We start from the raw sequence: 12,944 nt of genomic DNA, 5'->3' as shown, positions 1-12,944 counted from the left end.
CTGGTTACGGCGCGCCGCCGCCCGGATACGGGCACCCCGGCCCGCCCCCGCGCAACAGCGGCGACCGCAGCGGCAAGTTGATGCTGATCCTGACCCTGGTCGGCACGGTCGCCACGGTGGTCAGCGTGCTGGTCGCAATCGGCGTCGGGCCGTTCGACCTCTCGTCGGACAACAACAAGGACGCTCCGCCCGCGTCGGTGGCCCCTGCGGTGAACGACAAAGTCGAGGAGCAGACGCTCAAAGCGTATGTCACGCAGGTCAACAAGGTGTGCAGCGACCGCCAGGCCGAAGTAACCGCGAAACTGGACGATTTTGACCGCGCGCTGGTCGATTTCCAGCAACTTCAGACCGACGAGGCACTGGTCGAGGTACAGCGGGCGCTGCGCTCCGCGTCGCTGACATACTCGTCGCAAATGACGCAAATCAACGCGGTACCGATGGTCGAGGCACCGCAGTCGGATGTGGACGACGCCGAGACCTGGCGGACGAACTACGGGCAGGTTGTGGGCTACGTCGCGGAGGCCTCGGCCAAGCTCGATGCAGGCGATTTCGAGGGCTACCAGACCGCGATGGAGAAGGTGGCCCAGGATTCCCCGGAGTGGCAGGCGGTGTCCGACGCGGCTCAGAAGATCGGCGTCATCTGCGAGTGAGTCCACTTCCGGAACCGCCGCTGCCCGGTGGCGGCTGTTGCGTCCGCCCGCCCCCTCACGCCACCGGCCACGGCAGGATCACCCACAGTGTCTTGCCGTCCGGGTGCGCCTCGATGTGGATCTGGCCGCCCGACTCCTCGACGACCTGACGGACAATCAGCAACCCGCGCCCCGACGTGTCGTCGACTGTTTCCAGCAGCGCGACGGGACGGTAGGGGTGCCGGTCGCGGACGCCGAGCCACAGCCAGCCGTCGTGCACGGTCAGTGTGACGACTATCTCCGGCGACACGACGGCCGCGTGCTCGACGGCGTTGGTGATGAGTTCGGACGCGATGAGCCGCAGCCCGTACCCGAGATCGTGTGCCTGCGGCAGCCCCCAGTAGGTCAGATGGTCGGCAAGTGCCCGGCGGGCCTGCGGAACCGCAGCCGGCTCGGCGGGCAGCGTGAACCAGCAGGACCTGTCGTATCCCAGAGTCACGGGGCCCACCTCCTCGTGCGGTGGTCCAGCCTAATGCCCCACAAGGGGGTCCGATCATGGCCGAGCGAAGCAAAAAGGGGGCGCACGTTCCCAACTCCGCGCCGGGAAAAGCGCCGTGGCGAATCGGGCGACCGAGGTAATACACACCGTGACCGGCCAAACTGCGGGGGCGCACTCCAGCGTGCGCCACCGCGTACGCCGGCAGTCGTACGACGCAAGCGGATTGACGCATCGTCACATCAACGCGAAAGGCAGATCGATCCGGTGTGTGAACCACAGCCGTGCTGGGCAAGACCGTGGCGTCTGCGTATATGACGGCGCCCCCCAAGGGTGCGCCCATATCCGCGCGTTGCGGTGTCGGAGCCGCAGTCCAAGATGGCTCCGGAACCGCCGCTCAGTCCCACGGAAGGGTGATGCGGGTGGACGACAACCTGGACGCGCTCGAACGGCTCATGCTGGCCAACCTCCTCGAAGGTCGCCAGCCCCGCCGCCGGGCCACCACGATGCCGCAGGCACAGCGCAACTCCGCCTCCCGGCAGACCGCGCCGCAGCAGCGCAACCAGCGCCGGAACCAACACCACGGCGCGCCCGCCGCACGGCGCGCGTCGATCCCGAGCCCGGCTGCCCCGCCGCAGGTCGCCGACCTGCGCCAGACCCGGCTCCTCGACATCGGCCGGGTCATCAAGCAGATCGACCCGCGCACCACTCCCGAGTGGCGCTCGGAGATGGCTGCTGCGTGGGTGCGCCTCAACCTGTCCGCGGCCCAGGTCCACGCCTGGCTCGCCGCCGGCCTGCTGCCCGCGCAGCACGAGCTCGCCAAGGAGTGCATCGACCGCGGGCTCACCCCGGCCGACATGAAGGCGCGCATCGACGGCGTCCGGGTCGTGGAACGGCTGCGCGGCGACGGCGTCGACGGCGTCGTCGACATCCTGCGGCGAAACGGCTGGAAGCCGGCCCAGAGCCCGACCGCGGCGGCATAGGCCGCCCGCACCAGACTCCCCTGGCTTTCCGGGACGGTCGGCCCGTTTGACATCGTTGCACAGTGCAACTAGTTTTCGGCCATGCCCCCAGGGGAAACCGCCGACATCGCTCCGCCTCCACAAGCGTCCCTGACCCGACGCCAGATTTTGCTGGCGTTCTCGGGGCTGATGCTCGGCATCATGCTCTCGGCGCTCGACCAGACGATCGTCGCCACCGCGCTGCCGACGATCGTCTCCGAACTCGGTGGACTCGACCGACTTGCCTGGGTGACCACGGCATACGCCCTGGCCATGGCGATCTCCACGCCGGTGTACGGCAAGCTCGGCGACCTCTTCGGCCGGAAGTACCTGTTCCAGATCGCCATCGGCATCTTCCTCGCCGGGTCCGCGCTGTGCGGGCTGGCCCAGTCGATGACCGCGCTCATCGCGTTCCGGGTCGTGCAAGGGCTCGGCGCCGGCGGCCTGATGAGCAACGCGCAGGCCATCATCGGCGACCTGGTGCCGCCTGCGGAACGCGGCAAGTACCAGGGGCTCATCGGTTCGGTGATCGCCCTGGCGACGGTCAGCGGCCCGCTTCTGGGCGGGGTCATCACCGAGGGCCTGTCGTGGCGATGGATCTTCTACGTCAATCTCCCCCTCGGCGCGATCGCCCTCGTGGTGACCACCTTCGTGCTGCGCCCGCCCGCGTACCGGCGGGAGCGCAAACCGCTGGACTGGCTCGGCAGCGCTCTGCTGTCCGGCGGTACGGCGGCGCTGATCCTCGTCACGACGTGGGGCGGAACGACGTACCCGTGGCTGTCGGCGCCGACCGTGGGCCTGGCCGTCTCGGCGGTCGTGCTGCTGGCGGCGTTCATCTGGGCGGAGAGGCGCGCTGCCGACCCGCTCATCCCGCTGCATCTGCTGTCGCGCAACGCGGTGGTCCGCGTCGCCTGCCCGCTGTCGTTCGTCGCCGGCTGCCTGTTCATCGGCCTGGGCACCTTCCTGCCGTTGTACGAACAAGTCGTGCACGGCAAAGGACCCACCGCGTCGGGCCTGTTGCTGGCCCCGCTGCTGCTGTCGATGCTCGTCAGCTCGACCGTGTGCGGGCGGCTGATCTCGCGCATCGGCAAGTACAAGCGCTTTCCGATCGGCGGCACACTGCTGGCGATCGCCGGGCTCGCGCTGCTGGCGACGCTCGGGGTGAGCAGCCCGTACTGGCGGCTGCTCGTCGCGCTGATCGTGCTGGGCTTCGGCGTGGGCACGATCGGGCCGGTCACCACGCTCGCGGTGCAGAACTCCGTCGACCACCGCGACCTGGGCGTCGCCACGGCGTTGAACGCCTTCAGCCGGTCGATGGGCTCGTCGTTCGGTGTCGCGCTGCTCGGCGCGGTCTTCACCCACCGCCTGTCGACCGGCCTGTCGCCGTCGGAGGAGGCCGCGCTGGGCGGCGACCACACGACCCTCACCCACGACAGCATCGCGGCGCTGCCCCCGGAAGCCCACGGCGACGTCCTCGCCACGTTCGCCGACGCGCTGTCGTGGGTCTTCGCCACCGCGATCCCGCTCGGCGTGTGCGCGTTTCTGTTGTCGCTCGCGCTGCGCGAACTCCCGCTGCGCAGGGCGGTCAGGGTGCCGGAATCGGCGGAGCCGACGGCGCAACTGCACAAACGGTGAGGCCGCACAACGACCGGCTTTGCCACAATGCGGCGGTGGACAACGCGATCCGTTGGCAGGTCTGGCGCCAGGACGACAACGGGGCCCGGTTTCTCATCGCGTCCTACGACACGGAGGACGAAGCCCGGACGCGGCTCGCCCGGATGGAGGCGACCGGGGGCCACCACAAACAGCTTTACTGGACGGCGCGTTCCGACCGCCCACTGCGCTGACCCGCCCGCGCACGACGGGTGAGGTGCGTGCTCCGCCATCGCGCGGTCCGCTTTGTGCGGCGCCCGCTCACTCGTCATTCGACGCCGGCTTCGACGACTGCGGCGTCTTCGACGGCTGGGGCACGTCGTCCGACGGCTTCGACGATTGCGGTGCCTTCGTCGTGGGCTCGTCGGGCTTCTTTGTCGGGGCTTCCACGGTCGGCCGCGACGTCGACGGACCGGACGAGGCCTCCCCGGTCCGGTCGTCACTCGGCGCGGTAGGGGCCGCTTGGGCGGCTGCGCCGGGAACCGCCGGAACGGGGCCGCCGCCGGGAAGCCCGGGCGGCTGCGCGGCAGGGGCCGCCCCCGCGGCCTCGTGCGGCGGCAGCGGCGGCGGCACGATCACGGACTGGCCCGGCAGCGGCAGGGGAAGGTTGTTGCGGCTGCCCGCGTCCTGCTTGCCGCCCTGGGGGACGCCGCCCGTGTCACCCCCGCCCGCGCCGTGCTTCGCGCCCGACACGGCTCCGCTCGGCGCCACCTCGCCCGCCGGGGCGACCTTCTTCTCGGCACCCCCGCACGCCGCGGCCGCGCCGGCGGCCAGAACAACGACGGCACACAAGGACGCGACGCGGCGCCGACCCATGAAACTGCCTCCACAAAATTCGGTACGGGTCGCCGATCGGCGACCCGTCCGCCAGTACGTTTGCGTGCCAACCGGGCGTACGCCAGCCGAAACATGGCGATTCATCCGCATGAGTGAAGCCATCGAGGGTTATTCGAAAACTCGATTTGTCGCGACAAGATCTACGCGGTGTCACCGAACCAAGACACAACCAAGACATCCGCCGAGCAACCCGGGCCGCCGGCCACCGCGTCTTCAAGAACACAGGCGCGTTTCGCACCTGGCCAATCCTGTGGGAGGTCCCCGTGTCCTTGTCGCCCTCCAGCGCCGACGCCACCGCAACCGACGCCGCCGTCTCCGCGGCCGCGACGCCCCCGCGTCGCGCGCGCCTGTCCCGCACCGCCCGCCGTGCCACCGTCGCGACCGCGTCGGCGGGTCTGCTCTTCGCCTTCGCACTGATCCCCGCCACGGCCGCGCAGGCGGCACCGCAGGCCCCCGCGTCGGGCAGCGCGTCGGTCTCGGCGGCTTCGGCGCCGAGCCTGCTGACGAACATCCGCACCGGCAGCCACCCGACGTTCGACCGGATCGTGCTCGACTTCTCCGGCAGCGTCCCGGCGTACGGCGTGACCGGCGGCCCGGACCAGCTCACCGACTGCGGCTCGGGCAACACCGTTCCGCTGACCGGCACGGAGTACACCGAGATCGCCGCCACCAACGCCGCCGCGCACGACGAGAACGGCAACCCGACGTACACCGGCCCGCGCGTGGTCTACACGCCGCAGTTGGCCAAGGTCACCGGCTTCGCGGTCACCTGCGACTTCGAGGGCCACCTCAAGGTCGGCTTCGCGACGAAGGCCGGTGTCACCGAGATCCACACGTTCCCGCTCAGCAACCCGAGCCGGATCGTCGTCGACGTCCACTACGGCTGATCCGCGACCGGGCCCGGGGAGGAAGCCCTTCGCCTCCCCGGGCCTTCCGGTGTCCGCTACCGGGTCGCGATCACGAGCATCACCACCCACAGACACGGCAGCCCGGCCGCCCAGCACCAGAACGCCGGCCGGAGTCTTCGGCACCGGCCCCGCGTGCCCGCGGCGGCGGTCACGGTCACCGCGACGGCGAACAGCCACGGCAGGCCGATGCCAAGGTGCTGGCCCCGGCGGGTGCACAGCAAACCGCGGTTGCCGTACGCGCAGTCGTCGACCGCGAGCATCGTCAGCGGGAGAAACAGCATCGTGGCCAGCGTGAACGACCACATCACGGTCAGGACGAGCATGACGCGGATCCGTCGGCCACGGGCCGAAACCTCTTGTCGGCACCGGCAGTTCGACGGCACGTGCGATCGGTCCCCGGAGCAGGCGGGGGCGTCTTGGCAAGGACGTTCCGGCTCGCGGTAAACAACGGACGGGCTGTGCTTCACGGGCCGGCGCCACGGCGTCATGCCCACCATGCTCGGTGTGTGGTGCGCGCACGGCGTCCGTACGGGTACTCAACTCCCCCGATCGTGTCGTCTCCGACGCGGTCTGTCAGCGGCCCATGCGCCTTTCCACATCGGCGAGTTCGTCGGCGTCGAGCAGCTTCGGGGGGCCCATGCCGCACGCGCGCACATAGACCTCGCACAGCCACTCCAGGATGTGCGTGCGTTCGAACGCCTCGTCCAGGTCGCGGCCCAGCGTCACCCCTCCGTGGTTGGCGAGCAGCGCCCCTTGGCGACCGCCCGCCAGTGCGGCGCGCACGTTGCGGGCCAACTGCGGTGTGCCGTAGGTCGCGTACTCCGCGACCCGCACGTCGTGGCCGCCCAACAACAGCACGTTGTAGTGAATCGCGGGCAGCACCGCGCGCGTGCTCGCGACCACCGCGCCGAAGACGGAGTGCGTGTGCACCACGGCACCGGCCTCGGGCGCCGCGTCGTAGAGCGCCAGGTGCATCGGCGTCTCCGACGAGGGCGCGCGCCCGCCGTCCACGACGTGACCGGCCAGGTCGACGACCGGGCAGTCCGCCGGGACCAGGCGTTCGAGCCGGCCGCCGGCGGGCGTGACCGCGACGAGGTCCCCGTCTCGAACGCTGAGGTTGCCGGAGGACCCGACTACGAGGCGCTCCTCGACCGCGCGCCGCCCGTAATCGCACAAGGCAGCCCGCGCAGCCTCCATGAGCACGATCCGTCCCCTTCCGTTGCGGTCCAGGGGAACGTATCGCCACGGCCACGCGCGGTCGGGCACGGGGCGACCGGCGTCGCGTCGCATTGCGGATATCCGCATGGCGCCGTGGCACAGACCCTGACGATCTGTCGGCTTTTACGTGCGAATATGCGCGCCATGAAAGCACTGCGCATACTCCTGCTGGTCGCGGGCTTGGCCCTGATCGGCCTCTCGGTGGTCTTCCTGTTCTCGCTCGACCGCGACAACGAGACGATCGCCACATCGAACAACGGCATGCTGATCTGCAAGCCCGACGACAGCATCGGCAGAGCCGAGGAGAACCAGTCCAAGTGCGAGGTCCAGCACCTCTTCGTCCGCCCGGGGCAAGCCGCCCAGTCGTACGCCGAGATCATGGTCATGGGCATCGTCGGGCTGGGTCTGATCGGCACCTCCGTCGCCCTCGGGCAGTTCCGGCGGCCCGGTGACGCGGCACCGCGACACGGCGGTCCGGGCCAACCGCCCATGCCCGCGCAGCACGGCGGCCCGGCCCCGCAGTACAACCCCGGTGCCCCGATGACGCCGCCGGGACCGCACTACCAGTGAGCAGCCCGGCTCAGGGGGCGCCTGCGTACATGCGCGCCACGACCTCCTCGATGTCCGGTTCCTGGACGGCGATGTCGCGGATCACCCCGAGGCGGGCGACGTCGGCGATCAGCCCGCCCGCCGGGACGCCGTCGAGCGCGAACACGACCCGGTGCCCTTCGTTTTCGACGCGTTCGACCTTGACGCCCGGCACACGGGGGAGGTCGTCGTACGGCGTGTCCAGATCGACCACGACGCGGCGCCGCGAGCCGTAGCGCTCGTGGAGTTCGGCGAGGGTCCCGTCGTGGACGATGTGGCCGTGGTCGACCACCACCAGTCGTGGGCACAGGCGTTCGATGTCGGCCAGATCGTGCGTGGTCAGCACGATCGTGACGTCGCCGCCGTCGCGCAGGTCGGCGAGGAAGGCCCGCAGGGCGTGTTTGCTCACCACATCGAGGCCGATCGTGGGTTCGTCGAGGAACAGCACCTCGGGTCCGTGCAGAAGCGCCGCGGTGATCTCGCCGCGCATCCGCTGGCCGAGCGAGAGTTGGCGCACCGGCGTGTCCAGGAACGGGTCGAGGTCGAGCAGCGTGCGGCAGGTATCGAGGCGGCCGGTGTGGTCGCGTTCGGGGACCGCGTACACGTGCCGCAGCAGCCGAAACGATTCGCGCAGGGGGAGGTCCCACCACAGTTGCGAGCGCTGGCCGAACACCACGCCGATCCGGCGCGCGAGCTGTTTGCGCCGGGGCACGGGCTCCAACCCGCACACGCTCAGGTGTCCCCCGCTCGGGGCGAGCACCCCCGTCATCATCTTCAGCGTCGTCGACTTCCCGGCGCCGTTGGGGCCGATGTAGCCGACGGTTTCGCCGTGTCGGATGGTCAGATCGACGCCGTCGACCGCGGCGACCGCGTGCGAAGTGCGGCGGACGCGGCCCACCTTGCGCTTGACCGTGAACTCTTTGCGCAGTTCGGCGGCGTGGATGGCGGTGTCGTTCAAGACCCGGTGCTCCTGTAATGACGAATGCCGGTGCGCCACAGCAGAACTGCGGCGGCCCAGGCGAGGGCGGCGACGGCGGGCGTGCTCCAGGCGAGCCACCCGGGCGCGCCGAGGGGGTCGGGGCGGCCGAGCAGGGCGAGGGCGGGCTGGTAGCCGGCGAAGGCGAAGCCCAGGCCGTACGCGAACACTCCGCGCAGCCAGGCCGGATAGAGGGTGACGGGGTACTCCGCGAACGTGCGACCGCCGTACGTGAACGCGTTGGCGAATTCGCCCGAGTCGATCCACCAGAAGGCGACGGAGGCGCCCGCGACGAACATGGCCGCGAACAAAGCGGCCGCGGCCAAGGGGGCGGCGACGGCGAGGGCGACGCGCGCGGGAGTCCAGTCAAGGTCGACGTACACCAGTACGGCCGCGTACAAGACGGCGCCCTGCACTGTGCGCCCGACCTTGCGGAACGGGAAGTCGGTGGCGAGGAGTTGCCCCAGCGGGCTGAGCGGGCGGACCAGGACGGCGTCCATCAGTCCCGTGCGCACATACTGCGCCAGCCTCTCGATGTTGCCCACCACCAGGTCGGCGAGTTGGAAGCCGAACTCGCACAGCACGCCCATGAGCAGCACTTCGCGGAGCGTGAACCCGCCGAGCTCGTCGGTGACTTGGAACAGCGCAAGCATGGCCACGATCTCGACGACCGACACCAGTGAGGTCAGCCCCACGTCGAGTGCGAACGACAGACGGTATTGGCGCTGGCTGCGGATCTGGGCCCGGACGAGACTGGCGTACGCGGCAGCCGAACCGGCACGGTCCTTCTCCGCGGAAGGTCGCGCGGGGCGTCGCGTGGGGGATTTCGTGGGGAGTCGCACCGGCAGTTCAGCCACCCTGCACCACCAGCCGGCGCAGCGCACGCCGCTGCACCGCGACGCACAGCAGCAGCAACGCGGTCGCCCAGCACAGTTGCAGCAGGACCGTCGCCGCCGCCACGCCCGCCGAGGTCCGTTCGACCGCGATGTCGAGGGGGATCTGGAAGACGCTCGGGAACGGCGTGCCGAGCCAGATGAGCCACTGGGCCCATTCGGGCAGGAAGCGCAGCGGGAAGTGGGCGCCGCTCAACGGAGCGACGAAGAGCATCCACAACATCAGCGGCCCGCGTACGTCGAGCAGCCAGAACGCCGTCAGGTTCACCAAGTAGCGGCCGGCGAAGCTCACGAGCGTGGCCAGGACCACCGACACCGCGAACAGCGGGTAGGTCGCGAGGCGGTGCGGGATGTACATCGTGTAGAAGACCAGGCCCACGCAGACCGGCACGATGAACCGGCCGAGCATGGCGTTGGCGGCCCGGCCGAACTCGGCGGCGGCGTAGGAGGTCAGCGGGTCGACGGGGCGCAGCAGGTCGGCCGCCACGTCGCCGGTCGCGACGCGGTCGGCGAGTTCCTTCCAGTTCCACAGGTAGGAGACGTTGAGCAGGCCTTGGCCGACCCACACGTAGGTGACGAGTTGGGCGCCGGTGTACCCGCCGGGGCGTCCGCCGCCCTCTGCGACGGCCGACAGAACGGCGGCGAGCATCGCGCCGAAGATGACGTTGGTGAAGATGCCGGCGATCATCGCCTGGCGGTAGGTGGAGTGCCGGCGGAAACCGGCGGAGACGAGCGCGGCGAAGCGCCGCAAGGTTGCGGCGGGCGGGAACGCGGCGGGCTTCGGTGGGGCGTCCGGATCGGAAGCCGGTTTCGGGCATGCGGCGGCAGACGGCATGACGAACTCCTTGCGCGCCGGGCACGCCGAAGTGCCCGACGCCTGGCGTCAGTTGGGTCGGTCGCTCTTGGTTTCGCCGCAGGGGTCCTGATACGGCGGCACGCCGTCGAACCCGCCCGCGGCACCCCGGGCAAGGCCGCACAGACTACCGGATGCGACCGCCGGTGACCTACCGGGATTCACGCGAGGTCGTCGGGGTGTGTCCCTTCGGGGCGGACGCCCAGGCCGGGGAAGTCGATGTAGCCGCCGCTGGTCCATGACCGCACGCGCATCCGCGAGGCGGCGGTGATGTCCCACGCGGCAAAGGCTTCCAGCAGCAGGCCGCCCGCGCGGCGGCCGTGGTCGGCGCCCGGGCGCAACCAGACCTGGCGTGCTCGGTCGGGTATGCCGCCGAGCTCCAAACGGTCCTGGCCGATGCGCAGTTCGACCGTGCGGCTCGGGTGGGCGACCTCGCCGACGACGAGCAGTATCGGCTCGATCCAGCCGACCAGGGGCAGGTCGGTGACAGCGCACGCGAGCAGTTCGGGGAGCGCGCGGCGGAAGTCGTCCCAGTCGGCCGGGTCGGGGCCGAACGGCAGGAAGAGCTCGGCGAGTGCCAGGTCGGGGCGGCTGACGCACCAGTCGTACGGCAGTCCCTCCAGGCCCCGCGCGTCGGCGAACTGCCGCTGCTCGCGCGCTTCCCAGACCGCGGTCGGGAACAACTCCATCGTCAGCGCGCCGCGCGCGTGGTCGCGGGCCAGGCGCAGCGTGATCTCCCGGTTGCGCCACCGCAGCCACGCGCCGGGGCCGCCGCGCCACGGCGCCGGACCGAGTGCCGCGGTGACGGCCGCGATCAGCCGCGTGTGCGCGGCGTCGAGTTCGCGGTCCCGGTCGCGGGGGAACCCCGCCCCCACCGGTCCCCAGGGGTCTCCGGGCAGTCCGCCGAAACCGAGCGCGCGTCCGGGACCGATCGGCTGCGGCAGATCCGGGGTGGGGGCCGGCTCCGGGATCGGCACCTCGAACAGCAGTTCCGGGCAACCGTCGTCACCCTCGGCGGGCACCCAGCGGCAGTGGAGCCCGGGAACGCCCGGATCCCACGCGGTCGCGTCGCCGTCGACCGCGCGCCACGCCAGCGCGGCGGCGACCCGCTCCGCGTCGTGACGCGTCCACCCGCGCCAGTCGGCGGCGCGGGCGGCCAGGAGTGTCCGGGTGAGGGTGTCGGCGGCAGGCATCACTGAGGCGGCCATACGGGTGATACTGACAGGCCGTCATGATTTTCGGCAGTCGGCGCATCCGACCGAATGCCCGCAAAGCGCCTGCGCCGGGGCCGCGGGCAAGACACGCCCTGGCGGGGCGGTCGGTGCTTGCCGCGCCGCGGCCTTCGACGCCGCCTGCCTCCCCCGGCGCGGTCGCGGCATTCCATAGTCCGGACGGGCCCTCCGGTGAGGGCCTGTCCGGGTGGTCGCCTCGGATCGGACCGCGTGATTGCCGGGGAGGGCGGTCGGGCCCGGGCACCCACGCGCGCGGGATTGCGGCGAAGAATGCGGCCGGGCCCGACAGGTCGGTACAAGCGAGTACGTTGTGCGAACCGCGCCTTGCGATCACCCGCCCCGTCCCGGACACGATGGGCGGCCGGCGCGAGGAGGCACCGGCTGCGAAGTCGTGTTCGGCCGTCCTTTCGGGGCGATCCCGCGTCAGTCGCCGAGTGTCGCGACCATGACGGCCTTGATGGTGTGCAGGCGGTTCTCGGCCTCGTCGAACACGATCGAGTGATCCGACTCGAACACCTCGTCGGTCACCTCCAGCGCCTCCATGCCGGTCTTCTCGTAAATCTCCTCGCCGACCGTCGTGTGCCGGTCGTGGAAGGCCGGGAGGCAGTGCATGAACTTGACCTTCGGGTTCTCGGTCGCCCGCACGACGTCCATGTTGACCTGGTACGGCGTCAGCAGGGCGATCCGCTCCTCCCAGACCTCCTTAGGCTCGCCCATCGACACCCACACGTCGGTGTAGAGGAAGTCGACGCCCTTGACTCCCGCCTTGACGTCCTCGGTGTGCGTGATCGTCGCGCCGGTCTTCGCGGCGATCTCCTTGGCCCGGGCGATCACCGCCTCGTCGTTCCACAGCGCCTTGGGCGCGACCATGCGCACGTCCATGCCGAGCATCGCGGCGGCGACCATGAGCGAGTTGCCCATGTTGTTGCGCGCGTCGCCGAGGTAGGCGAAGGAGATCCGGTGCAACGGCTTGTCCGAGTGCTCCTTCATGGTGAGCATGTCGGCGAGGATCTGCGTCGGGTGCCACTCGTCGGTGAGGCCGTTCCATACGGGGACACCGGCGTACCGTCCCAGTTCCTCGGCGTACTCCTGACGGGAGCCGCGGTATTCGATGCCGTCGTACATGCGCCCGAGCACGCGCGCGGTGTCCTTCATCGACTCCTTGTGGCCGATCTGCGAGCCGGTCGGATCGAGGTAGGTGACGTTCGCGCCCTGGTCGTACGCGGCGACCTCGAACGCGCACCGCGTCCGGGTCGAGGTCTTCTCGAAGATGAGCGCGATGTTCTTGCCCCGCAGCCGCTGCCGCTCGACACCGGCGTACTTGGCCGCCTTGAGGTCCGCGGCGAGGTCGATCAGGAACACGAACTCCTTTGGGGTGAAGTCGAGTTCCTTGAGGAAGTTGCGGTGACGCAGGTTGAAAGGCATGGCTCCAGTGTTTCTGTTCGCTGGGACGGCGGAGGAGGGTGATCGGGGTGTGGGCGGGCGCGCCCGGCGCTCAGGAGACCGCGTCGCGTTCCACGGGGCAGCTCATGCAGCGCGGGCCGCCGCGCCCGCGGCCCAGTTCGCTGCCGCGGATCGCGACGACGTCGACGCCGTTCTTGCGCAGGTGCGTGTTGGTGGTGACGTTGCGCTCGTACGCGAAGACCACGCCCGGCTCGAC

General features: G+C 70.5%; 16 protein-coding genes. 6 read left to right on the top strand and 10 right to left on the bottom strand.

The features are described from left to right. The first annotated feature begins 80 nt into the window (after positions 1 to 80). Positions 81 to 650, top strand: coding sequence for a hypothetical protein (locus tag ACRX5W_RS31285; protein ID WP_436791762.1), 570 nt, complete (start codon positions 81 to 83; stop codon positions 648 to 650). 55 nt (positions 651 to 705) lie between these two features. On the opposite strand, the gene ACRX5W_RS31280 is transcribed toward ACRX5W_RS31285, so the two are convergent. Continuing rightward, entirely contained in the window at positions 706 to 1,128 is a 423-nt protein-coding gene (locus tag ACRX5W_RS31280) for an ATP-binding protein (RefSeq protein ID WP_436791761.1), read from the bottom strand. A 419-nt stretch (positions 1,129 to 1,547) separates the two neighbouring features. On the opposite strand from ACRX5W_RS31280, the gene ACRX5W_RS31275 reads away from it, so the two are divergent. From ACRX5W_RS31275 to ACRX5W_RS31265, 3 genes are all read left to right on the top strand, one after another. Further along, entirely contained in the window at positions 1,548 to 2,108 is a 561-nt protein-coding gene (locus tag ACRX5W_RS31275; protein WP_436791760.1) for a hypothetical protein, read from the top strand. An 81-nt stretch (positions 2,109 to 2,189) separates the two neighbouring features. Next, on the top strand, positions 2,190 to 3,761 hold the full coding sequence (locus tag ACRX5W_RS31270; protein ID WP_436791759.1) for an MDR family MFS transporter: 1,572 nt from the start codon (positions 2,190 to 2,192) through the stop codon (positions 3,759 to 3,761). Between the two features lie 35 nt (positions 3,762 to 3,796). Next, positions 3,797 to 3,973 (top strand): SPOR domain-containing protein, encoded by a 177-nt coding sequence (locus ACRX5W_RS31265; protein WP_436791758.1) that lies wholly within the window; start codon positions 3,797 to 3,799, stop codon positions 3,971 to 3,973. Between the two features lie 67 nt (positions 3,974 to 4,040). Here ACRX5W_RS31265 and ACRX5W_RS31260 read toward each other — a convergent pair whose 3' ends face one another. Next, positions 4,041 to 4,595: a hypothetical protein gene (locus ACRX5W_RS31260; protein WP_436791757.1), complete on the bottom strand. Its 555-nt coding sequence runs from the start codon at positions 4,593 to 4,595 to the stop codon at positions 4,041 to 4,043. Positions 4,596 to 4,879: 284 nt separating this feature from the next. Between ACRX5W_RS31260 and ACRX5W_RS31255 the strand changes: the two genes are divergently transcribed. Continuing rightward, positions 4,880 to 5,503: an AMIN-like domain-containing (lipo)protein gene (locus ACRX5W_RS31255; RefSeq protein WP_436791756.1), complete on the top strand. Its 624-nt coding sequence runs from the start codon at positions 4,880 to 4,882 to the stop codon at positions 5,501 to 5,503. A gap of 56 nt (positions 5,504 to 5,559) precedes the next feature. Here the strand turns inward: ACRX5W_RS31255 and ACRX5W_RS31250 are convergent, their stop codons facing one another. Together ACRX5W_RS31250 and ACRX5W_RS31245 are read right to left on the bottom strand one after the other, a co-directional pair. Continuing rightward, entirely contained in the window at positions 5,560 to 5,847 is a 288-nt protein-coding gene (locus ACRX5W_RS31250) for a hypothetical protein (RefSeq protein WP_436791755.1), read from the bottom strand. Positions 5,848 to 6,097: 250 nt separating this feature from the next. Further along, positions 6,098 to 6,721 carry a class II aldolase/adducin family protein gene (locus ACRX5W_RS31245; RefSeq protein WP_436791787.1) on the bottom strand — a complete coding sequence of 208 codons (624 nt, stop codon included), beginning with the start codon at positions 6,719 to 6,721 and terminating at the stop codon, positions 6,098 to 6,100. Between the two features lie 165 nt (positions 6,722 to 6,886). On the opposite strand from ACRX5W_RS31245, the gene ACRX5W_RS31240 reads away from it, so the two are divergent. Next, on the top strand, positions 6,887 to 7,312 hold the full coding sequence (locus tag ACRX5W_RS31240) for a hypothetical protein (protein WP_436791754.1): 426 nt from the start codon (positions 6,887 to 6,889) through the stop codon (positions 7,310 to 7,312). Positions 7,313 to 7,322: 10 nt separating this feature from the next. Here the strand turns inward: ACRX5W_RS31240 and ACRX5W_RS31235 are convergent, their stop codons facing one another. The 6 genes from ACRX5W_RS31235 to ACRX5W_RS31210 all read right to left on the bottom strand — a co-directional run. Beyond that, the gene (locus tag ACRX5W_RS31235) at positions 7,323 to 8,288 is read right to left on the bottom strand and encodes an ABC transporter ATP-binding protein (RefSeq protein ID WP_436791753.1); all 966 of its coding nucleotides are present in this window, start codon (positions 8,286 to 8,288) and stop codon (positions 7,323 to 7,325) included. Then, positions 8,285 to 9,163, bottom strand: coding sequence for an ABC transporter permease (locus tag ACRX5W_RS31230; protein WP_436791752.1), 879 nt, complete (start codon positions 9,161 to 9,163; stop codon positions 8,285 to 8,287). The genes ACRX5W_RS31235 and ACRX5W_RS31230 overlap by 4 nt, the downstream gene beginning before the upstream one ends. Continuing rightward, positions 9,156 to 10,034: an ABC transporter permease gene (locus ACRX5W_RS31225; RefSeq protein ID WP_436791751.1), complete on the bottom strand. Its 879-nt coding sequence runs from the start codon at positions 10,032 to 10,034 to the stop codon at positions 9,156 to 9,158. Before ACRX5W_RS31225 ends, ACRX5W_RS31230 begins: the two co-directional genes overlap by 8 nt. 179 nt (positions 10,035 to 10,213) lie before the next feature. Beyond that, a complete protein-coding gene (locus ACRX5W_RS31220; RefSeq protein ID WP_436791750.1) occupies positions 10,214 to 11,260 on the bottom strand; it encodes a hypothetical protein in 1,047 nt (348 codons plus the stop codon). A gap of 447 nt (positions 11,261 to 11,707) precedes the next feature. After that, entirely contained in the window at positions 11,708 to 12,709 is a 1,002-nt protein-coding gene (gene argF, locus ACRX5W_RS31215; RefSeq protein ID WP_436791749.1) for an ornithine carbamoyltransferase, read from the bottom strand. A 70-nt stretch (positions 12,710 to 12,779) separates the two neighbouring features. Further along, a partial coding sequence (locus tag ACRX5W_RS31210; RefSeq protein WP_436791786.1) for an arginine deiminase family protein occupies positions 12,780 to 12,944 on the bottom strand: 165 nt, incomplete at its 5' end.

This window comes from Yinghuangia sp. YIM S10712, assembly GCF_051388935.1.
GTDB lineage: Bacteria > Actinomycetota > Actinomycetes > Streptomycetales > Streptomycetaceae > Yinghuangia.
This window is presented reverse-complemented; position numbering and strand designations above follow the sequence as displayed.